Source organism: Zobellia russellii (assembly GCF_018728565.1).
In the GTDB taxonomy this organism is placed as follows: Bacteria; Bacteroidota; Bacteroidia; order Flavobacteriales; family Flavobacteriaceae; genus Zobellia; species Zobellia russellii.
In genome coordinates, this window is record NZ_JACSOI010000004.1 from 242,707 (window position 1) to 265,530 (window position 22,824).

Sequence of the window (22,824 nt, forward strand, 5' to 3'; positions counted from 1 at the left end):
CGCTAGTGGGGGTGCTCTCCTTTAATTAGGAGAGCCGTCTACTCGATTAGCAACTGGGCTTTATCTAGATTTTATTGCTTCTTCTATCCAACTGTCTATGTTAGTTTTTATATCATTATATGCATCATAAGTTTTCGGGTTATAACATTTTACATATTTTGATAGCTTATCATTACTATCTTTCATAGTAAATAAGTCAAAGGGATTACTACCTTTTGTTGATTTTCCGGATTTCGGACATTTAAGGTTATGGATATAAATTCCTAAAACTGGTTTTCCAGAATTCCAAGCTTGCTCAATTTCGTGTAATACCCATTCTCTTTTTGAAGTTTCTGAACCAATTAATACTACAACACAGCTTTTATTTTTAAGATTTTCTGAAATCCATTTTTCAACAGCTTTTTTTCCTGTTTGTTTGATTGTTTCCCATTGATTTGGTGTTACTGGACTATTTCCCTCTATAACTCCCATATTTCGTATTTGCTGGACACGAAAAACATCATTTTTAAAATGAAAGCTGTAAAATACTTTTCTTTTTGGCATATTAAATTTTTTGTAGAATGTTAATTGCGATAATTATATTTTTTATTATTTCTTTATTTCCAATTGCAAATTCATCAAGGTTATTTATTGCTTCTTGCAAATCTTTATTTAATGGATAATAGTCTTCGATAGCACCTGTTACTTTGTCCCATAGCATTTTCGAAACATATCCTGTGGCACCTACTGGTATCGGTATAACATTGTTTTTTAAGCAAATTTCAAACTCTTCAAGCATACCATTTGAATCAATTATTTTGTCATCAGATATCTTATTTCCAAATAAAAATATTGCAATACCAGCTTTACTAATCATATCTTGTCTGTAGTCTGTCCAAACCTCTTTAATAGATTTTGCACCTGATTGAATTTGCGGAAAAGGTCTTAGTATTAATAAATCATCTAAATTTCTATAGTTAGAGTTAAGCTTGTAGTCTAAAGCACCGTTTATCACTATACTTCCAATTCCTAAACCATAACCAGAAACAATTTTGTAATTTTTTTCAGCTAATTGATAACTTAAATTATGAATTAATTCTTTAGCCAATTCCTCTGAAAATGGTGAGTATTCCGCTGCTGCACCAGAAATAAAAATATTTCTTCTTAGTATTCGATTCTCAATTTCTTCTAAAATCAATGTGATTTCTGAGTACTCGTCTACAGTAACAGTATTTATTCCATATCGTAGTAAATCTTCAATCTTTAAATCTTGTTTGATTTTTGAGTATAGAAAGTCTTCTTTCTCTTCAAAGTCTCGTTCGTTTATTTTTTTTAGAAAACAATAATGAGTAGGTGTATTATCTTTAAGTAAAACTTTTATTCTACTCATTATATAATCTAAGTTAGGGTCATCAAAACTAAAACCAATAAATAAAAATGTTTTTGAGAGTAAATCACCTCTAAGTGCGGTTGAGAAAAGCTCTCTTTTATCATTGTAAGTGTCATAATCATCCTTTGTCAAAACCGCCTCATCAGGTGAATTTTTATCTCCGTGCATTTTGTAGACTATGGCATCTTTCTTTTTTATATTGTGTGAAAAATCCTCATTTCTAATTTTAAGTTCGACCGTTTTTCCATCTTCTTCTAAGCTTTTTTCGATAAGTTGGTCATAATTAGTTGTCCAAAATGTTTCGATACCGATGTTTGATAATATTTGATGGTTTCTAGTTCCTTTGTTTAGAGTAGTAAATTCATTGATTATTTTATCATTGATTTTTCCTCTCTTAAATTTATTGAAGTGATATTGTGCTATAGTTACATAATCGTGTTCAATGTCAATATTAAGATTTATTTCTTCGGCTAAATCACGTAGTAATTCTTTCCAATTTACAAATCCAGCTGAAGCAGAAAGTCCTGCACCTGCAAAAATTGCTGCATCACCATTGTTGATCTCTGTAACAAAAGAATTGATAAACGCTTTTTGTTGTCCTGTAAACTCCATAATTAATTCTTTAGCCAGTTTTCTAACTTAGTTATGTACCTTATACCATCTTTGTTTCTAGGTTCTGCTACATAGTAACCTCTTTCAATTCGACCACCATTGTTTCGGTAAAATGATGTTCCATCTTCATAGTCTATATGTGGATAAATTTGTAAGTATTCATTTCCCTTATATTGAAAGTCGTATTCTCCTTTTTCTTTGATAGGTAGAATAGCTATATTGTTTTTAAACTTGTGCACATCTCCTATTCCGAGTTCCCAATTACACCAATAAGATTCAAGTGCTTTTGGTGTTGCTAGAAGTATAAATTTTTTACAATATTTTATTACATCTTTAATTCTTGCAGCTGTTTCTCCAGAAGTTTGATTAGGCATTTTATTATCCATACTGTCTATATAGACTTTTACTCCTAAGTCTTCTAAAAGCTCAATTACACCAGTTGCTTCTTCAATTTCTTCGAGGTCTTTATGCTTGTGAGATAAAAAAACTGTTATTTTCGAATCATAAGCACTCTTAGAGCTAAAAGTTTTTACTCTGTTTAAGGATTCCGTAATAATTGATTTTTCTAGTCTAGAGCTTCTAAAATGTCCTTTTTCAAATATCATAGTTTTATTGGTTGTCGTGCCTTGTTGCCAACTAATGGATATAAGGCAAATGCCATACAACCATCATATTTGGGGTTAAATAATTTACTTTTTTAAAGTTCATTAGTCTTTATGGCATTATATGCCCATTCCTGTTTTTGTGATCATAAGGTGGGTTAAAAGGTATGCTACAAATATCTCCGTTTTAAATGTTATAATCTTACGGAAAAGTGTAATCACAAAAAAAATGTGGTCAGAACCTAACCGAGAACTTGTGTTACAACCCATAGCATTATTTTCGCTCAAAGCCAAACGTCACTTTCCTACAGAACATTAAATATCAATAATTAAGTTGAGATAAAAGTAAGTGTCCGTTTTACAATTGCTGTTTTTAGCCTTTTATTCGATAAAGTGTACGAATTTATAGATGTAAATCAGCTTTTTGCAAGGCATAATCTAATGTAGAATAGGCTTGTACAACAATTGGCATTGTACAAGCCTATTTTTTTTAATGAGTGTGCTTGGGTTCCCAAATGAGCCTTAAAAAAGAACTCAATCTCTCGTTTTCTCTGCTAACGGGTATACCGGCCACAATACCTATCATGAGGTTGTCTGCAATACCTACACGCATTTGTGGTCTAATGACCATGTCAAAATCACTTTGGTCAAACGTTTTATTGAACTCTACACCCAGAAAATTTCTGGTTCCGGTGATCATATAATGAAAACTGGTGTTCACATCATAAGTGGTGTGAAATGTAGCGGTCTCAAAGTTTTGTTCAATCATAGGACCGGTATAAACAAGGGAGTGGAAATTGTTTCCCCAGCGTTTGGCCACCACTAGAAACGGGTTATATACGTTTCCTTTTATGATGGGATTGCCAAAGTTCTTAAAGTCCGATAATTCAAACTCGTTAATATACCCAAGGGCCATTGAGGTAGCCATGGGTTCACTTACAAAAAATGACCATTGTGCCGCAATTTTTATACTATTGAGCTTATTGGACGGTACGCTGTTATCCGCAACTCCTGCAGGGGAGTAAAAGGTAAAAGGTAATTCTACCTCAAGACCCAAGCGGTTTATGGGTGCCCATTCGTATTCCACCAAAGCTTCATAGCTGTCAAACTCTAAATGGTCCGTTAGGCCCAAGCCCAAGTTCCACTCTTTTTCTCCCTTTCTAGCCCCTAGGTCTCGTATAAGGTCTATATAAAGTGGTTCGGCATGCAAAACTTTGTCAGGCTCTTTATGGTCTTCTACTTGATGTATATAAAGACTATCTTTTTCGGACTTATTTTTTTGGGCCTTTGTATATGTGGATAATGCCAATGTTATGATGAGCATTACTGTTGTTTTTCTTTTCATTTTTAGATTTATTTTTAAACATAATAAGAGTGTGCCGCCACTATAAGGGGTAGCAGGAACGTACTAAACTGTAAAAATAAATCAGGCTTTGGGCGGAGGGGTGGCTAGCTTTTGATAGCCGTTGGTAAGATGGGTGTTATAATCTGGGAACTGATGTTTTAGGGTTCGTGTGAAACAGTAATAGACAGAGGAATCTGCAAGGCTGTTTGCAATGAACTCTATTTTTAGGTTGGTATTCTTGTTATGGTCCGTGGTATCGTTATCATCACATTCTTCAATGGCATTTTCGTATCCAAGAATTTTCTCAATAATGATTTCTACAATACTTTCTTGATCGTTTATGGTCAAGTCTTCTGGTATATATGCTGGATTAGGGTCTGCAGGGTCTACGCTTAAGTTAAGCAAGTAAAGGCCCATAAGCCCCCAGAGGATTTTTGTGAATACGCTATTTCTTATTTGACCCATCACGCTACTAAAGTAACGTAATTTTGTCTTTTTTCATACGGCAGCCCATCAACATTTATTCGGGATTACTTTCATTTATTTCCTGACTATTCCAGTATTTGAAGTGAATGTCAAAGATATTTGCAACACTTATTTTAGAGGTAATTTTAATTATGAAGAATTAAGTTGAGAAACAGGGCAGTGTCCGTTTTACAATTGTCATTTTTGCAGTGTTTTTCAACCAAACATCATAATTCATAGATGAAGGCACCATTTAGGAATTCGTAAAAAAACAATCCCTTTTTTTTCATCCCCATAAAATAGCAGTATTTCAGCTGTAAATAATAGTAATAGCATCTAAAATAAAAGTTAAACTTTTAAGTTGTAATAGTAATACTATTATATTTGCTAGCGTAACTATTATTTTAACCATGGAACGTCTTTTACAATCAATTCACATAGGGGTTAATGACAAGCTATACATCAAAGACCCACAGTCTACCACTTTGGGCAAGCGCATTGTGGAGGAAAGTATTCTGCTCATCCATGAAATAGGTTTTGATGCCTTTACCTTTAGAAAGCTGGGCCAGAGGATCAGTAGCAACGAGAGTTCTATTTACCGCTATTTTGAGAACAAGCACAAAATGTTGTTGTACCTCACCTCATGGTATTGGAGCTGGCTAGAGTATAAATTGGTTTTCTCTACCAATAGCATGAAAGATGCCCGGGAGAAATTAAAAACGGCCTTGGCCATCGTTACCCAACCAACGGAGGTAGATAGCAATATCTCTCACATTAACGAGGTGCTTTTGACCTACATTGTTATTAATGAGTATTCCAAATCCTACTTGACCAAAGAGGTAGATACCAATAACAAGGAGGGCTATTTTGTGATTTATAAAAGATTGGTAGACCGCTTGAGTACCATGATCAAAGAGGTAGATGCCTCGTACCCATATCCTAGTAGTTTGGCCAGTACGGTCTTGGAAGGTTCCTTGCACCAATATTTTTTAAAGGACCATTTTCCTTCCCTAACGGACTGCCATGAAAAAGGAGACCCAACCCAATACTTTACAGAACTGGTATTTAATTCTTTAAACAAAAAACCAAATGGTTAAAAACGTATTAACGGCATGGCAGCGCCTTATGGGCCTGCTAAAACTGGATAAAAGAGATGTGCTACAGATTTTTTATTACGCCATTTTTGCCGGTTTGGTAAACCTTTCGCTTCCGTTGGGTATACAGTCTATCATTAACTTAATACAGGGCGCGGAAATCAGCACCTCATGGATCGTTCTGGTTATTTTGGTTACCGGTGGTGTGGCCTTTGCCGGTATTTTGCAATTAATGCAGATCCGTATTATTGAGAATATGCAGCAGAAGATATTTACGCGGGCGTCTTTTGAGTTTACCTATCGCTTTCCAAAAATAAAGATGAGCGAGCTGCGCAATTACTACCCGCCCGAGTTGGCCAACCGTTTTTTTGATACGCTAAACGTGCAAAAGGGGCTATCCAAACTCTTATTGGACTTTCCGGCGGCGCTGTTACAGATTGTTTTTGGCCTGTTGCTGTTATCTTTCTACCATCCGTTTTTTATCATCTACGGCATGCTTTTGCTGTTGTTGATCTATGTGGTGTTCCGTTTTACGGTACAAAAGGGTATGGATACCAGTTTGGACGAGTCTAAGCGTAAATATAAAGTGGCGCATTGGATCCAAGAGGTGGCGCGTTCATTGGTGAGTTTTAAACTTTCCGGGAGAACCAGTCTTGCCGTAGATAAGAATGATATGCTGGTGGAAGACTACCTACAGGCGCGTGAGAGCCATTTTAGAGTGTTGGTACTTCAGTTTATACAAATGATCGGTTTTAAGGTGTTGGTAACAGCTGGACTTCTAGTTATTGGGGGGCTGTTGGTACTGAACCAAGAAATGAACATTGGGCAGTTTGTGGCCGCGGAAATCATTATTCTTTTGGTAATTACCTCCGTGGAAAAACTGATACGTGGGCTGGAGACTTTTTATGACCTGTTGACCTCCTTGGAGAAAATGGGGCAGGTAGTAGACCGTGATCTGGAAAAACAGGACGGAGAGCGCCCACTAACCGAAGAAGGCAGTCTAACGGTAGAATTGGACAGGGTTTCCTTTGGTACCAAAGAGCATGAAATTTTACATGATATTTCCTTAAAAATAGAACCCGGAGCTAGGTACCAAATCATTGGTTCCAACGGCTCGGGCAAGTCTACCTTACTACGATTGATCGCGGGTATCATTGAACCTACGGAAGGGAATATCTATGCGAACGATTTTTCGCTAAGCGGCATCAACCCTAACCATTACCGGTCTTTCTTGGGCCAGTCCATGACAGAGGAGAGTCCGTTTGAGGGTACCATTCTAGAGAACATAACCTATGGCGATAGTACCATTTCCCACAAAGACCTGCATTGGGCCATGGAGAATGTGGGGCTGTTGCAGTTCGTAAAGGAACAACCGGACGGGCTAAATACCATTATCTATCCGGAAGGGCAGCAGATACCGTATACCGTGGCACGAAAGATCGTACTGGCGCGTAGTGTGGTACGCAGACCAAAACTGCTTTTGCTGAACGATCCGCTCAACCAATTTGATCAAGTGGAATCCGAGCGCCTTATGAATTTCTTGGGCGATCCCGCCAACCCTTGGGCACTGGTAGTCGTAAGCCAAGACCTGAGGTGGATGGAGACCTGCAAACAAATCATAACCATGGACCAAGGCCGAATTATAGCTATAACATAAGAAACTATGCTTAATATTTCTAAAAACCCCCTTAATAAAACGGTACACCTAACGGGCTATAAGTCTACGGACCGGGTGTTCCACCAAAGGCACTACAAGCACCTGAACCGGTTTTTGTTGGGTTCCGCACTTTTTGGGTTTATCCTGCTTTTTATTCCGTGGACGCAGAGTGTTCGTGGTACGGGTAACCTAACTACTTTAAGTCCGGAGCACCGCCCGCAGAGCATACAATCGCCCATTCCGGGACGTATTGAAAAATGGTATGTACAAGAGGGCGATTATGTAGAGAAGGGCGATACCATTTTACATATCTCCGAAGTGAAGAACGAGTATTTTGACCCCCGTTTGGTAGAACGTACGGGACAACAGATTCAGGCCAAAAATAGGTCCGTAGAGTCCTACCAAGGTAAAGTGAGCGCATTGAACAACCAGATTGCCGCTTTGAACAATGAGCGTGGCCTAAAACTGGAGCAGGCAAAGAACAAGTTGCTACAATCCAAGTTAAAGGTAAAGAGCGATAGTATAGACTTGGAGGCTGCCCATACTAACCTGCAGATTGCGGAGCGGCAGTATAACCGTATTGAGCAGTTGCAGCAAGAAGGTCTAAAATCTATGACCGATGTGGAGGCGAAACGTTTGAAGCTGCAAGAAACCCAGGCCAAGCTTATTTCCCAAGAGAATAAATTACTGGCCGCCAAAAACGAGGTCCTGAATGCCGAAATGGAAGTAAATCGTGTACAAGTAGAGTACACGGATAAAATTTCAAAGGCGCAGAGCGATATGTACACGGCACAGTCCAGTCAGTTTGATTCCGAGGCGCAGGTAAGCAAATTGGAGAACCAGTATGCCAATTATGAGATACGCACGGGCATGTATTATATAACCGCACCCCAGAGCGGATACATCAATAAGGCCGTACAGGGCGGTATTGGTCAGAACTTTAAAGAAGGCGATCGTTTGGTGGGTATTATGCCGTCCGATTTTGAAATGGCGGTGGAGACCTTTGTAAGTCCCATGGACTTGCCTTTGGTACACGTGGGCGAGAAAGTCCGCATACAGTTTGATGGTTGGCCGGCCATTGTGTTTAGCGGGTGGCCCAATGCCTCTTACGGTACTTTTGGAGGAACCATTGTGGCCGTGGAAACCTTTATTGATCCCAACGGAAAATATAGGGTATTGATCGCACCGGACCCGGAAGAGCAGGAGTGGCCCAAAGAAATGAGGGTAGGTTCCGGAGCCAGCACCATTGCACTTTTAGAAGATGTGCCTATTTGGTACGAGTTATGGCGTCAGATAAACGGATTCCCGCCTAATTATTATCAGCCTAAACAATCCACCGCAAAAAAGGAAAAATGATGAGGAACATATGGTTTTGCTTCTTTTGGGTTTGCTGTTTTGCTGCAGAGGCGCAACAGCCCGGGGAGGTGGTATTGGGTTTTAACGAATATCTGGGGTACGTAAAAAAGTACCACCCCATAGCTAAACAGGCCCAACTGAATATAGGAATGGGACAGGCCCAATTAATGAGTTCCCGCGGGGGATTCGACCCCAAAATTGAGGTAGATTATGACCGAAAGGAGTTTAAGGGTACGGAATATTATGACCGCTTGAACGCCACGTTCAAGATTCCTACTTGGTACGGGGTTGAGCTAAAAGGAAATTTTGAGCAGAACGAAGGCGTGTACCTGAATCCTGATCAAACCGTCCCGGATGACGGACTCTACAGTGCCGGGGTTTCCATGTCCGTAGGGCAGGGGCTTTGGATCAATGAGCGTATGGCCACGTTAAAGCAGGCCAAAATTTTTAAGGAGCGTTCCTTGGTAGAGCGTGACCTGCAAGTGAACGAGGTACTTTTTGAAGCATCGTTGGCCTATTTTAATTGGTTGCATGCCTATCAAGACAAACAAGTGTACACTGATTTTCTGGCAAATGCCGAAATGCGTTTTGAAGGGGTGAAAAAGAGTGCCCTGGCGGGAGAAGTGGCTGCCATAGATACCGTGGAAGCCAAAATTACCATGCAAGACCGAGAGCTAAATTTGGAGCAGGCCAAGGTACGTTTTATGAAAAGTGCACTGGAGTTGTCCAATTTTCTGTGGATGGGCGATAATATGCCTGTAGAACTGCAGCCCAACGTAATTCCCGAAGCTAATTTGGCGGGCGCCATAGATACTACTTTGGAAATTATGGGAATGCCCTTGGATAGTTTTTCCATAGCCAACCACCCGAAGCTTAAATCCTTGTCGTATAAAATTGACGGCCTCACCGTAGAAAAGCGACTGAAAGCCAATAAACTATTGCCTAAAATAGAATTGCAGTATAATTTTCTAACGGAAAAACCGGAGTACCTTTCCAGCCTTACCACCGAAGCCTACAAAGGTGGTGTGGCCTTTAGTTTGCCACTTTTTCTAAGAAAGGAACGGGGCGATTTAAAGTTGGCAAAGATGAAATTGCAGAATGCCCAATTTGAACTGGATGATGCCGAAATACGGATCAAGAACAAAATTGTAGGGCTCTACCGTGAACTGGAATCTTTTGAGAAACAAAACGTTTTAATGGATGATGTGGTGCTCAACTACAACACCCTCGTAGCCGCCGAAGAACGAAAGTTCGGGTTTGGGGAGAGTTCCCTGTTTTTGGTCAACTCCCGGGAAAGCAAACTCATAGATGCCGAACTGAAAAGGAATGCGGTACAGAACAAGTTCTTTTCGGCGAAAGCCAAATTGTTCAACTCCATAGGGGTGAATCCTAAGGATTTGTAGGTTGTTAGGCTCTTTAGAGCGTATTAACTTCTAGACAGCTAAATCATCGGGTCTTATTTTTTTGGATTCCTCCCTTTTCTGACGGAGTAATGCAAAGCCAAAAGTAAGTACACCAACGCGACCGATAAACATAAGGGCAATTAGCAATAGCTTGCCCACTTGGGAGAGTTCACCTGTTATACCTGTACTCAATCCCACAGTGCCCAATGCCGAAGCGACTTCAAAAAGGATACGCTCAAAAGAAAAGTCTTCGCTGTAGGACAACAGAAAAGAAAACAAAAAAATCAAGCTCGTATAGAGCATAAATGTAGAGGTGGCCACATAAATTCTTTCAAAGGGTATCAACCTATTTAAGAACGTAATCTTTTCCTGGCCCAAAAGCCTACTTTTTAGAATGGAGAGCATAGCGGTGAGGGTTGTAATTTTCATTCCGCCCGCGGTACCGGAAGGTGATGCACCAATATACATGAGAAAGGTAATGAACAATAAAATAGGCAAAGAGAGGTCTCCAATGGCAGTGGTGTTGAAACCAACCGTTGTCATCGCAGACATGGCCTGAAAGAAAGAGGTCATAAGTGTATGGTTAGGCCCCAAATGTGCTTCTGATTCCGTGGTAAAAATAAGGGTGGTCCCAAGAAATAGAAGGAGCGTGAACCCGTACACGATAATTTTGGTCGTAAATGAAATTTCTTTAGATTTTCCGGTAATGCGGTACCATAAATCCGTAATTACAATAAAGCCTAAGGACCCGGCAATGGCCAATAAGGCAACAATTGTATTTATAAAGGTATTATCATGGAAACTCTCAAAACCATCATTGAACAGTGCGAACCCTGCGGTACAAAAGGATGATATACTATGAAAGATAGAAAACCATATAGCCTTTAAACTTCCCATACCTGTATCTGTAAATGCAAAGTAGAAAAGAACGGCTCCTATAGTTTCCATAAATAGGGTAAAGACAATTACACTTTTTATAAAATCCTTGATTTGTATGGTATCTGGCAATGTAAATTCCGTTCCTATTAATTTGTTATGCCAGTGCGTTATTTTTTTGGTGGTAAACATTAGATAATAGGTGGTTAAGGTCATATAACCAATACCGCCTATTTGTATAAGGACCATGATAATGAACTGGCCCATAAAGTTGTAGGAGTCAAATATGCTCAGCGTGACAAGTCCCGTAGTAGAAATTGCGGAAGTGGCGATGAATAAATTGTCCAAAAAAGAAATATCGGTCTTGTGGAATAGGGGAATGGAGAGCAGAATAAATCCCACAAGGGTATATAAAAAGAACCCCCAGACCAAATTCATTTGAGGCGATTTGCTAATTTGAAATTTTCGATACCAAAGAGATAATTTTTTGTAAAACGTACTTTTCATTTTTATAATGACCTAGAACAGAGTGTGTGGAGTCAGTCATAAGGGCAAAGAGGAAAGAGTAATCTTTACCTAGGTGTCAAGGCTACACATCAAGTGTTATTTTGCAGGGCAAAATTAATGAATTTAGCGGTTTCGGTTAAGGAATTACACCTCTTTTTTGGGCTATTCTAGGCTAATGGTAAAACAATGTATTTTAACATTATTGGGGAGCTATCACCTCTAAAGTGTGCTGCCCTTTTTCCGGATAGAGTGCGTTTTTGCTCTTTAGCTCGCTAGATAGAGTGGTTACCATCTGTTGAAGTTGTTCAGGGTTTTCTTTTGATAAATTATGGGTTTCAAAAGGGTCTTCCGCTAGGTTGAACAGCTCATACCGGGGTGATTCTTCTACCTGATAATGGTACACGATCTTCCAGTTGCCATCAACCATACTGGAAAAATAGTTGGAGCGGTGGCTATGCGGAAAATGATTAAGGAAAACTTCGTTACGCTGGTTGTTTTTTCGTCCGTTCAACTGTTCTTTTAAATCGAACCCGTCCGTTACATAATTTTCAGGAACGTTTGTTTCCGCCACATGGCAGAGGGTTGAAAAAATATCCAAAACCGTACCTATCTGTTGCTGAACGGCATTTTGGGCAATGGGTAATTTCTCTTGGGATGCCGCATCTTTGTTAGGAGTAACCCATGATGCTATAAACGGAACCCGCATACCGCCTTCCCAATGATTTCCTTTTTTTCCTTTTAGGGGAGCGGAACTGCTATAATCGTTTTCAATTGGTAGGGGGGCATCCGAGCCATTGTCGCCTAAGAATAGGATAAGCGTATTTTCGCCCAACCCTAAATCCTTTACATGTTGTACAATATCGCCCAAGGATTTGTCAATTCCCTCTATCAAGGTGGCATAGGCCTGCGCTTTCTCCGATTTGTCCGAATTTGCATAGTTCTTAGCAAAACGGGGGTCCGAGTAAAACGGGGCATGTACCGCGTAATGGGCCATGTTCAGGAAAAACGGCTTGCCTTCTTCTTTGGCTTTGGATATGGCCAAATTGGCCTCTAGGGTCAAGGCTTCGGTAAGAAAAATATCCTTACCGTGGTATTTTTCCAAGCCCGGTACGGCCCTTTTTTTATTCCCTCCGGTATGCCCAAAAGCTTCTGTACCCAAATAGCTGCCCGGTTGCCCAATGGAGCTACCGGCTATATTGACATCAAAACCCAAATGAAGCGGATTCTCCCCTTCGCTATGAAATGGCCCAAAATGGGCCTTCCCTACATGGATTGTTTTGTAGCCGGCCTGCTGTAGGATTTTAGGAAGGGTAACCCATTCTTTGGTAATTCCTTTCCAATTCCAATCCGTTGGGCCATATTCTGTACGATTGTCCTCTTCGGATTTTATCCATGTGGTAACCCTGTGTCGGGCCGAGTTTTGACCCGTTATAATTGAGGTTCGCGTTGGTGAACATACAGAATGGGCATAAAAATTGGTAAAACGAATACCTTGACTCGCCAATTTTTCCATCTCTGGCGTGCGGTAAAAATCATTGAGCGGATAACTCTTTAGGTTACCGCTGGCATCCGTTAGAAACGGAACCGAAGTATCCATGAGTCCCATATCGTCTACCAGAAAAATAATAATGTTAGGCGGATCTTGGTCTATGACCTGGGCCGAAAATGAGGTAAAACTAAAAAGGGAAAATAGTGTAAAAACTAAAAATTTTGGCTTCAATTGGTTGTTGTTCTTCATTCTTTCAGGTTTCAAAATATAGCGTATATACCATCTTAAACAGAGAAGAATCCAAACCCGCTTTTCCAAAATTTTCTCGCCGTTTTAATTAAAATAATCCCGCACAGAATTTTGCCCCAAAGTCCATACGAAACTTGAGGGTATAAAAAAGTTAGTAAAGAAAAGAAACTATTCTTCTTCGCCGCTTGCTGCTTCCTCTTCCTCGTTGGCCTTGTTTAAATCATGCTTTAAAATGTTGAGCTTTTTTAACTTAGCTTTCCAGGTTTCAAGCGTTTCTTTATGGGCTTCTACGCGTTTTACCACATCGCGCACCAGCGGGTTGTCCTCTGAGGCATTGGAGAAAAACTGTAGGTTGGTTTCCAGTTGACGTATCTCGGCTTTGCTTTCCTCTATTTTTTTACGGATAAAACTACGTTCATTCTGTATGGCGCGCTCATTATCCGCATCTGCCAATTGCTGAATTTTATTACCGTATTTAAGCAACTCCGATTCTTGACGGTCAATATCTAATTTCTTGAAAATTCCGTCCAAGATTTTATTGAACTTCTGGTCAATATTTTTCTTTTTGAAAGGAACCCTTCCATAGGATTTCCATTCGGCAATAAACTCTTTGATTGTTTTTAAATCGTCCTCCCTTTTACCTGAAAGCTCAAAAGCCGATAGCCGTTCCAAACAGGCACTCTTTTTTTCAAAGTTCTCTTGCTCTTCCTTAAGGCCTTCGTTCTTTAAAGCGTGCAAACGGTCAAAATAATGGTTACAGGCCGTTTTGAACTCTTTCCAAATCTTGTCCGAGTATTTTCTAGGTACATGCCCAATTTGCTTCCAATCATTTTGGATGCGCTTCATTTCCGGCGTGGTGCTATCCCACTCCTCACTGTCCTTTAAGGCAACGGCACGGTCAAGTAGCGCCCGTTTTTTGTCCAGGTTCTCTTGTTGTTCTTTTTTGAGGTTCTTATAATAGGCGTTCTTGCTTCGGTTAAAGTTGCGTACGGCAGTTTTAAAGGCGTCCCAGGTTTTTTCATTTTGATTTCTAGGTACTTTTCCGGCAGCAAAAAAGGCATTTCTAAGCTCTTCCAGTTTTTTAATCTGTTGCTGTAGTGCTTTGTGACTGGTGGCCACGTTGGCGGACATAGCTTGGATGGCCGCTATAATTTCGTTTTTGGCAACAAGGTTTTTTTCGTATTGGGCATCCAATTCCTTGTAATGGTCCTGCCTTCTTTGATGTAAAACCTTAGTGGCATTGCTGAACCGTTCCCAGATTTCCTCGCGGTGTTCTTGGCCAACGGGTCCAATATCTTCCTTCCAGATTTTATGTAACGTCTGTAAATCCCTAAAAGCAATGGTTAAATCTGGTTCTTTGGCCAATAGTTCTGCTTGGGCCACCAGTTTTTCCTTTTCTTCTAGGTTGTGCTTAAAATCAAGGTCGCGCAACTCGCGGTTTAGATGAAGGAAATCATAGAAAATCTCTATATGGTGCTGGTAGGTGCGCCATACATTGTTGTATTCCGTTCTTGGAATAGGACCTGCATTGCGCCAGTTTTCCTGAAGTTCTTTGAACGCCTTGTAGGTGGTGTTCATATCCTCATCTACATTGACCAAACTTTTAAGTTCTTCAATAATTTCAAGGCGCTTGTTAAGGTTTTCTTTTAGATTTTTTTCGAGGGATTTATAGTACTGGTTCCGCTTTTCACGGTAATCTGAATACACCTCGTTAAACTGCCTTTTGGTTACGGAATTGTATCTAAAATCTATTTCGTTACCACCACCGTTTATAAAATCTTCCTTTTTACCTTCTATAAATTCTTGAAATTTCAGGTCGAATTCTGACTTGATTCCGTCTACATGCTTTTTAATGGCCTGTACTTTTTCGTTACGGACCAATTTTTGAAGCTCTCCCACTAAATTTTCCATAGACATGGAGTGATAGTCCAAAAGCGGAATGGTGTGTCGCTCTTGATTGTCCGTATCCTCGGCATCTTCGGCATTGTTCTCATCTATTTCTTCCAGTACGGCATCATCATCTTTGGAAGCGGTATCTTTAGTTTCGGCAGTTGTGGCAACTTCCTCCTCATCAGTAGATTTTGAAGGGGCCGCTTCTGTTTTTTCTGTTTCGGCGGCTTCCGTAGTTGCTGGCTCTGTTGGAGCATCTTTTTCCTCTGGTGATCCGGATGGTTCTTTTTCAGGAATATCTACCACTTCAGAGGCTTCCGTATTTGCGGTAGGCTCCGTAGTTTTGGTGATTTCTTCTTTGTTTTCTTCCCCTACGTTATGTTGTAGTTCCCGTTCCTTATCTTCCATCGTTTCTGAGATATTGATTTTGCAAAATGCAAGGGTAAGATACTAACAACCAATCTAACATCAAAAGGTATGGGGGTATTTTAGCTTTTGAGTGCGATAGAAATATTTCCTAAGGCCCAGAAAATGGCAGGGCAGCCGAAAGATGCTTGGTCTTAGGTAGTTATGTTTAAGGTGATGGGAGCAAAGACAGATTAACTTTCTTGCCAAATCTCCCAAGAACGGTCCGCTTGAAGTTCCAGCATGCGCAAACCATTGGAAATTTGGGCGCCTTTGGCCTCTCCGGCGGCTAGAAAAGCCGTTTTTTCCGGGTTGTAAATCAGGTCGAACAGAAAATGCTGGTCAGTTATAAATTCATAGGGTAGGGCAGGCCGCTGCTCAATATTGGGGTGTGTTCCCAAGGGCGTACAATTTACTAGAATGGTGTGTTCCTTTAATACCTCTTCCGTTACTTGGTCGTAACTTATTTTGTTCTTCCCCGGATTTCTTGAAACGAAAACATAGGAAATACCAAGTTCACCCAAAACATAGGCCACGGCTTTAGAAGCGCCGCCTGTACCTAAAATAAGTGCTTTGGTATGATGTGGTTTTAGGAAAGGCGCCATGGCATTTTTAAACCCATAGGCATCGGTATTAAATCCTTTCAGCCCGTTTTTTGAGAACTGTATGGTATTTACGGCTCCTATTTTTTCGGCTTCGGGGTCTAGCTCTGTGAGGAAAGGCATTACCTCCTGCTTGTACGGAATGGTAACGTTCATTCCCTTAATATCCGAGTTGTTGTCCAATACGTCCTGAATTTCTTCAATAGCCTGAAAATCGAAGTTTTCGTACGAATGGTCCTCCAAACCTAAATCCGCAAATTTTTGGGTGAAATACCCTCTGGAGAATGAATATGAAATGTCTTTACCTACTAGTCCGAATCGTACTTTTTTCATTTTTAATATTTAGGCTAAAGTGTAAAATAGTTTATGCTTGCTGTGTTAACTCCGTATTCTTACGTGTCTTTCCGTACCAGTCCAATACCAATAAAATGGCAATACCAAAGACCACAAAAAATAAGGCCCACCAGGTTTCCGAAGTAGTCAGATCGGGAAAGAAACGTTCATAGTTGCTTATAATCTCTTTTCCGTTGCTATCCAAAACCAATTCTCCTGAGGCATCGGTTTTAAAAATAGTACGTTTCCATGGCCAAACCACGCCCAGAGACCCAGTTATAAAGCCTATGATAACGGCCGTGGTAATGTGTTTGTAGTTCTTAAGAACATAGGTCAGAAGATGGGAAAGGCTAACCAAGCCCGTTGCTGAACCGGCCGTAAACACGGCCAAAATGATTAAAGTGTCCAAGCGTTCCTTATTACTGGTAAAACTGTAATCGCCTTGTAAAACTTCTGCAAAAGTATCGTAGAGGGCATTAACGGAATCTACCAATAACAGCACGTAATTGCCCAAAAGAATAAGTATAAAGGAGCCGGAAAGACCCGGTAACGTCATACCGGATACACTAATAATACCGCAGACGAAAATAAAAAACAGATTGTCGTTCTCTTTGGCAGGATTTAAAAAACTTATGGATATACCTACAATAAGACCTATAATGCCGGCCGTTATGGTTTTTTTGTTCCAGTGTTCAAAGTCCTTTGAAATGTAATAGATAGAACCTAAAATCATACCAAAGAATGCGGCCCAGACAAAGAGTTCTTTTTGCTCCAAGAAATAATCCAAGAGTTTGGAAACACTAAAATAGCTGACCAGCATTCCAAAAATCAAAAGGGAGAGAAACGTACCGTTAATATACCTGAAGAAGCTCTTGAACCTACCGTTTAGTAATAGCTTGAATGCTTTGCGGTTTATTTTTTGAAGCGAGTAAATAAACTCTTCATAAAAACCACCCACAAATGCAACAATACCTCCTGATACACCGGGCACTTTATTAGCGGCACCCATGCACAGACCTTTTATGACCAAAAAGAATTTGTCAAGAAATGTTCTGGTATTGTACATGAAAAGGGGACTTATTTTTTAGAAGCGGTTCTTTCAAGGATGAAAATTACCAAGAAACCGGCCAATGCCGCTATAACGGCAATCATAAGTTGATTGTCGCCATCAAAATTAAACGGACTTACATTTTCGTCTATGGTAATGATTTTTTCACCAATGGTTTTGGTATCCAGTACTCTTTTCCAAGGCCATATTTTGTTAAGCGACCCCACTATAAAGCCGGTCAGCAAAGCCAAGGTTAGATTCTTTTGATTATTGAACATCCACTTTAAAAGCTTGGCAAAACTCAAAAGACCGAATATAGCCCCAACACCTACAGTACCAATGATCTTAAAATCCAGATTATGAACAGCATCAATAATGGTTTTATACGATCCTAACAGAACCAAAATAAAAGCTCCGGAAATACCTGGAAGAATCATGGCACAAATGGCTAAAGCCCCTGAAAGAAAAAGATAGGGAAGGCTATCCGCACTTTCCGAAGGGGGTAAAATAGTAATGTAATAGGCCACGGCAGCTCCCAAAATTAGAGCAATAATCGTTTTTGCGTTCCATTTTTGAACCTCTTTCCCTACGAGTAGGATACTTGCTATAACCAGTCCAAAAAAGAAAGACCAGATAAGGATTGGCTTATTTTCCAACAACCAGCTTACCAGTTTTGCCAAGGATAGAACGCTTATAGCAATCCCGGCAAAAAGGGCCAATAGAAAATTTCCGTTCAGTTTGTTCCAAGCGGCTTTTAGTCCGTTTTCCTTAAGCTCCTTAAAAAGGGAAAGGTCTACATTGTTAATAGAGGTGATAAGTTCTTCGTAGATTCCGGAAATAAAGGCAATTGTGCCTCCTGAGACTCCTGGTACAACATCGGCGGCGCCCATGGCCATACCTTTTAAGGTAATGAAAGTATAGTCTAAAAAGTTTCTTTTTTCCATGTGGTTTGTTCGTTGAAAAGCAAAAATAGCTTTTAAAATTTGAACGTAGGAAAAAATGGACCAAGCCCTTATAATTTTAAACTAGAAAAATTATAAGGGCTTGGTAATTAAATGTTTATTTTGAAGATTTTTCGGCTTTTTCTACAGCTTTTAAAACCCACTCGGATTTGGTATACTGAGGAAATTCCTCAAAGAATAGCGGTAATTTTTGAATATCTATTTTTAATGCGTCCATCAAACAAATACGACCGTTAATAATATCGTTATTAGCTAAATGAAAACCGGCCGCTTTGTATTTAAGTTCTGCATTGTCCGGATAGAATTCCTGTCCTTGGGCCAAAATCTGTAATGCGCTGGTAGCGTCTTCATTGTTAAGGACTACATCTGCCCAGTTAAGCCATGTCTTTAGTTCGTAATTGCCTAGGTCTACAGCTTGTTTAAAGGCAAAATCTGCCTGATCATACTTCTTAAGCGCAGCATTAATGTAGGCGCACTTCTTCCAGTATAGAGGGTTTTCGCCATCAATATTCAAAGCCTTGTTTACGTAATAAAGGGCTTTTGTATAGTTTTCCCTTCTATAATAAAAATCGGTGATGGCCAACCAACCTTTGTCCAATAACGGGTCTTCATGAACGGTATGGTAGTAATAATACTTGGCCATATCGTCATTCTGCAGCCGCTCATGACATTTGCCTATTCTTAGATATGCATGCGAAGTTGGGTCCTCCATTTTAATGGTAGTCTCATAATTCTCAATGGCCTCATTGTATTTGCCCAGTTTTTCAAGCACTTTCCCTTTCTCAAAATATGCACCAATAAAGGTGTCATCGGATATAATGGCAAAGTCAAATGCCGCGAGTGCCTCAGTATACATTTTTTTATACATATACTGCTTTCCAAGCTGATGCCATGCTACCTCGCAATAAGGGTTGCGCTCTAGGTAATCGTTCAAGTACACAATGGCACCATCATGATCTTCCAAAAATTCAAAACAGTAAATAACATTGTAAAGTGAGGAGTAGTCCTGTTCATCAAAAGATACACAGCGCATGAAACTCTCTTTGGCCAGTTTAAAATCGTCCATAAAGAGGTACTCCATTCCTAGTAGGGAATGAATATCAAAGCTGTTTTCTGCTAAATCCAAGGCTTGGTTAAGCAGGGCTACCGCCGCTTCGTGATTGTCTTTTTTAGAATATATGTTAGCGCGCTGAATAAAGATTTCCTCATTGGTAGCGTCTAATATTTGAAGTTCGTCCAGATACTGCTCCGCAATATCCAGTTGGTTTTCAAAAACCAATACCTCAATATTCAACAACTTCAGTTCAATAGAATCTGGGTGCTGTTGCAGACCAATTTTAATTGCTTTTTTCGCTAGCGCTATTTTGCCGTTGTTCAAATAGTGATGTATGATGTCTTCAAAATCTTCGGCATCAAAGAAATAGATGTCGTCGGTTTTAAGCATCGATTCAAACTTGGCAATCGGCCTATTGGGCCTTTCGTTGGATTCTAACGCCATAGGAACGTTTTGGTTAAACTATGTTATTAAAAGTAGCCTTTTGAATGGCACTTTTAAACGTGATTACACCTATATTATTAACAAATTAGTTAACAGGTTATTGCTTATAACCTTCTAAAACTTCAAGGATTATGCCACAACCGCTTTCAATCTCGTCTGTTGAAATGGTTAAAGGCGGAGAAATCCGAACCGCTTTGGGCTCAAAAAGTAACCAAAATAGAATTAAACCTTTCTTGGCACAGGTTAGTACCAAATGGTTGGCTATTTCGGCATTTTCCAGAATCAAAGCCAGCATAAGCCCTTTTCCCCTAATTTCTTTAATTAGTCGGTGTTGAAGCAGTTTTCTAACAAGGGCTTCTTTTATAAGGGTTTGAGAGATAAGTTGCGTTTCCGTAATTTCTTTAAGCGTGGCCAAGCAGGCCGCTGCAATGACCGGATTTCCACCAAAAGTGGTAATATGGCCTAATTTAGGGCTGTCCTGTAGGGTAGCCATGAGTTTTTGGGATGCGGTAAATGCACCAACGGGAAGTCCGGAAGCCATTCCTTTTCCGGTAACCAAAATATCGGGAACACAGTCATAATGCTCAAAAGCGAACAGTTTTCCCGTACGGCCAAAACCAGGTTGAATCTCATCTAAAATGAGCAAAGTGCCCGTTTCGTTACAGCGCTGACGCACTTTTTTTAAATACCCGTTTTTAGGCTCAATAAAACCGGCACCTCCTTGTATGGTCTCTAAAATGACCCCGGCCGTCTTTCTGGTTATTTTTTTTAAATCGTCTTCGTTATTAAATTCAATAAAACCTACATCCGGTAGAAGCGGCCTAAACGCACTTTTTCGTTCTTCATAGCCCATTAAGCTTAAACTGCCCATGGTATTGCCATGGTAGGCGTGCCGCGCAGCCAGTAATTGGCTTCTTCCCGTAGCTCTTCTTGCCAGCTTTATGGCGCCCTCAACGGCTTCCGTTCCGCTGTTGACCATATACGTGGTCTCCAAAGAATCCGATAAAAGCGATGCCAGCAATTTTGTGTAAGCTACGGCAGGTTGCTGAACATACTCCCCATATACCATAACATGCATATAGGTTTCCGTTTGTTCCTGAATGGCGGCCACTACTTTAGGGTGACAATGGCCAAGACTACATGCTGAAACCCCTGCAACAAAATCTAAATGAGCGTTGCCCTTGGTGTCATAAATATAACTGCCCTTAGCGTGCGAAACCTCTAAAGCCAACGGATGTGGTGAGGTTTGCGCCTGATATTTTAAAAAATCTTGTTTCATTGTACGGAACTGGAAGTCACTTTTTTGACCTTAGGCCTAAGGGTAGGGGCCGGAGCTTTGTTGTTGGCAGGGGGGATATTGTTTACCGGGTCATTGGAATTACCGGAACGTTCCGCCTCTTCGGCATCAATATCTATAGGATTTTCTATACCTCTTATGATGGGGAGGACAACGTTGTTGTCATCTTCATCAAAAATATCATCTTTTGTTACTATACGTTCATCACCACGCCAAATGAAACCTTTTAGTTTCCTGCTTTCAACAGGGAGTTCCGTTTCTGGAAAAATATCGCCATCGGGCTCTATGAAAAACGTAAGGTCTTCCACATCGTTATTGGCCATTACAATATTTATCTTGCTGCAAATGGTCTTGTCTATACCTATAAGCTCTTCATCATCATTGTACATATAATAAATAACTTCGGTATTCTTTACCAAGTCTATGTATTTAAGCTCGTTGTCTACAAATTTACCAAATAGGTCTTTGCCTTTGGCTTGGTTGTAGCCGGTCATACTTATACTATCCAACGAGATAATAAAAGCATTTTCCAATACTTTGAGCGAGTCTAATTTTTCTGTTTCCAAGTTGGATATCAGGTGAATGCTGTCTCCCGTCATTTGATTATCACCGTTCCATAAAACCGGATTTCGTATCAATTGGGTAATTCCTGTTTTCTCCGAAGAATGAATGGAATCGCATTTTCCGCTTAAATCGGTTTTGTAGAATTTTGCGTTCCTAAAGGCACGTAGTATCCTGTTTTCGGGTTTTCCGGTAATCATTAAGGTATCTCCGTGCATATAGAGTGAATCCTGCTCCACAAGACTAATTGAGACAGCCCGTTTTGTAGCAAATACAGAATCCTTTGCCTTAAAGACCTCGGCATAGTGCGCACGGATAATTCCGTTATTCACCGTATCCGTTACTATAATATTATTGGTAGCAGAGGCAAATTCTGTGGCTTTATCAAAATAAACACTGTCCCCTTCAATAATACGGTTGTTGTAGTCTATACGGGTGTTTTTTATCCCGTAGCCACTTTCAATTTTAGTGTCGTAGAAGCCACGTTCGCAATAGATTTTATAGGTTTCTCCGGTTATGGTAGAAGGGCCGTACATGTATGCGTTCTTGGAGGTAGTATAGTAGTCCAGTTGCTCGGAATCCACAATATACTGTGGATTGTCTATATGTACACTGTCTAGAAACTGATACTTATCCAATTCCATGAAATAGCGACCAATTTCACTGGTAAGCGTGTTGGTTGAATCTACAATGGTTCCGAAACTGTTGTAGTAAGCTTCTTGTTTCTCACGGTCTAGATATAATGTATCTGTCCTAAGTGTTACTTTGCTACTCTTCTGGTCAGTCTCTAAAAGAACGCTTTCAAAGGCTTTGGCCAATTTGGTTTCTCCGTCATAATTAATTTTACCACTGGTCATTTCTAGGGAATCCCCTTGTTGCAAGCGCACATTGCCCAGAGCACGTAAACGGTTTTCTTTTTGGTAATATATGGCAATATCGCACCAGAGGTCTGCTCCTTGGTGTTCAAATTGTACTTGTTTGTCATCCTTGCTAAAGATAGAGGCACCGGGAAATTGGGCTTCGTTTTTAGTGAAGTTGGCACCGTAAACAATATTAATCTGTTTACTCTGTGTGGTATCCTTAGAGGAAGTCTTTTCCTCTTGTGCATGGCCTATAAGAGTTGCGCCAAGGAAGAACAAAAAAATGCGGAGTAGGTTCAATGCTATCTGAATTTTGCCCAAAAGTAGGTTTTTTTTAAAGGAAG

The 22,824-nt window shown here is 40.2% G+C and carries 18 protein-coding genes; 4 read left to right on the forward strand and 14 right to left on the reverse strand.

The window, feature by feature from the left end:
* Positions 1 to 60 precede the first annotated feature (60 nt).
* The 5 genes from H9565_RS11580 to H9565_RS11600 form a co-directional block, all read right to left on the reverse strand.
* Entirely contained in the window at positions 61 to 543 is a 483-nt protein-coding gene (locus H9565_RS11580) for a TIR domain-containing protein (RefSeq protein WP_215439785.1), read from the reverse strand.
* Position 544: 1 nt separating this feature from the next.
* Positions 545 to 1,981: an SIR2 family protein gene (locus H9565_RS11585; protein ID WP_215439787.1), complete on the reverse strand. Its 1,437-nt coding sequence runs from the start codon at positions 1,979 to 1,981 to the stop codon at positions 545 to 547.
* 2 nt (positions 1,982 to 1,983) lie between these two features.
* Positions 1,984 to 2,586, reverse strand: a complete 603-nt coding sequence (locus H9565_RS11590) for a toll/interleukin-1 receptor domain-containing protein (protein WP_215439789.1) — start codon at positions 2,584 to 2,586, stop codon at positions 1,984 to 1,986.
* 487 nt (positions 2,587 to 3,073) lie between these two features.
* Complete coding sequence (locus H9565_RS11595; protein ID WP_394370253.1) at positions 3,074 to 3,907, reverse strand: HAEPLYID family protein; 834 nt, start codon at positions 3,905 to 3,907, stop codon at positions 3,074 to 3,076.
* Between the two features lie 102 nt (positions 3,908 to 4,009).
* Positions 4,010 to 4,345, reverse strand: coding sequence for a hypothetical protein (locus H9565_RS11600; protein WP_246560551.1), 336 nt, complete (start codon positions 4,343 to 4,345; stop codon positions 4,010 to 4,012).
* Positions 4,346 to 4,803: 458 nt separating this feature from the next.
* On the opposite strand from H9565_RS11600, the gene H9565_RS11605 reads away from it, so the two are divergent.
* From H9565_RS11605 to H9565_RS11620, 4 genes are read left to right on the forward strand one after another with little or no spacing between them, the layout of a single operon-like run.
* Complete coding sequence (locus H9565_RS11605; protein ID WP_215439795.1) at positions 4,804 to 5,490, forward strand: TetR/AcrR family transcriptional regulator; 687 nt, start codon at positions 4,804 to 4,806, stop codon at positions 5,488 to 5,490.
* On the forward strand, positions 5,483 to 7,144 hold the full coding sequence (locus tag H9565_RS11610) for a peptidase domain-containing ABC transporter (protein ID WP_215439797.1): 1,662 nt from the start codon (positions 5,483 to 5,485) through the stop codon (positions 7,142 to 7,144). Before H9565_RS11605 ends, H9565_RS11610 begins: the two co-directional genes overlap by 8 nt.
* A 6-nt stretch (positions 7,145 to 7,150) precedes the next feature.
* Positions 7,151 to 8,500 carry an HlyD family secretion protein gene (locus H9565_RS11615; RefSeq protein WP_215439798.1) on the forward strand — a complete coding sequence of 450 codons (1,350 nt, stop codon included), beginning with the start codon at positions 7,151 to 7,153 and terminating at the stop codon, positions 8,498 to 8,500.
* The gene (locus tag H9565_RS11620) at positions 8,497 to 9,903 is read left to right on the forward strand and encodes a TolC family protein (protein ID WP_246560553.1); all 1,407 of its coding nucleotides are present in this window, start codon (positions 8,497 to 8,499) and stop codon (positions 9,901 to 9,903) included. Before H9565_RS11615 ends, H9565_RS11620 begins: the two co-directional genes overlap by 4 nt.
* A gap of 30 nt (positions 9,904 to 9,933) precedes the next feature.
* On the opposite strand, the gene H9565_RS11625 is transcribed toward H9565_RS11620, so the two are convergent.
* From H9565_RS11625 to H9565_RS11665, 9 genes are all read right to left on the reverse strand, one after another.
* A complete protein-coding gene (locus H9565_RS11625) occupies positions 9,934 to 11,286 on the reverse strand; it encodes a TrkH family potassium uptake protein (protein WP_215439799.1) in 1,353 nt (450 codons plus the stop codon).
* A gap of 199 nt (positions 11,287 to 11,485) precedes the next feature.
* Positions 11,486 to 13,024, reverse strand: a complete 1,539-nt coding sequence (locus H9565_RS11630) for a sulfatase (protein ID WP_215439800.1) — start codon at positions 13,022 to 13,024, stop codon at positions 11,486 to 11,488.
* A gap of 168 nt (positions 13,025 to 13,192) precedes the next feature.
* The gene (locus tag H9565_RS11635) at positions 13,193 to 15,322 is read right to left on the reverse strand and encodes a DUF349 domain-containing protein (protein ID WP_215439801.1); all 2,130 of its coding nucleotides are present in this window, start codon (positions 15,320 to 15,322) and stop codon (positions 13,193 to 13,195) included.
* A gap of 191 nt (positions 15,323 to 15,513) precedes the next feature.
* Positions 15,514 to 16,254 carry a shikimate dehydrogenase family protein gene (locus H9565_RS11640; protein WP_215439803.1) on the reverse strand — a complete coding sequence of 247 codons (741 nt, stop codon included), beginning with the start codon at positions 16,252 to 16,254 and terminating at the stop codon, positions 15,514 to 15,516.
* 31 nt (positions 16,255 to 16,285) lie between these two features.
* Positions 16,286 to 17,320: a DUF368 domain-containing protein gene (locus H9565_RS11645; RefSeq protein ID WP_215439805.1), complete on the reverse strand. Its 1,035-nt coding sequence runs from the start codon at positions 17,318 to 17,320 to the stop codon at positions 16,286 to 16,288.
* An 11-nt stretch (positions 17,321 to 17,331) separates the two neighbouring features.
* Positions 17,332 to 18,246 (reverse strand): DUF368 domain-containing protein, encoded by a 915-nt coding sequence (locus tag H9565_RS11650; RefSeq protein WP_215439807.1) that lies wholly within the window; start codon positions 18,244 to 18,246, stop codon positions 17,332 to 17,334.
* Between the two features lie 115 nt (positions 18,247 to 18,361).
* A complete protein-coding gene (locus H9565_RS11655) occupies positions 18,362 to 19,762 on the reverse strand; it encodes a tetratricopeptide repeat protein (protein WP_215439808.1) in 1,401 nt (466 codons plus the stop codon).
* Positions 19,763 to 19,859: 97 nt separating this feature from the next.
* A complete protein-coding gene (locus tag H9565_RS11660) occupies positions 19,860 to 21,041 on the reverse strand; it encodes an aspartate aminotransferase family protein (RefSeq protein WP_215439810.1) in 1,182 nt (393 codons plus the stop codon).
* Positions 21,038 to 22,801, reverse strand: a complete 1,764-nt coding sequence (locus tag H9565_RS11665) for an OstA-like protein (protein WP_246560556.1) — start codon at positions 22,799 to 22,801, stop codon at positions 21,038 to 21,040. The genes H9565_RS11660 and H9565_RS11665 overlap by 4 nt, the downstream gene beginning before the upstream one ends.
* Between the last annotated feature and the right edge of the window lie 23 nt (positions 22,802 to 22,824).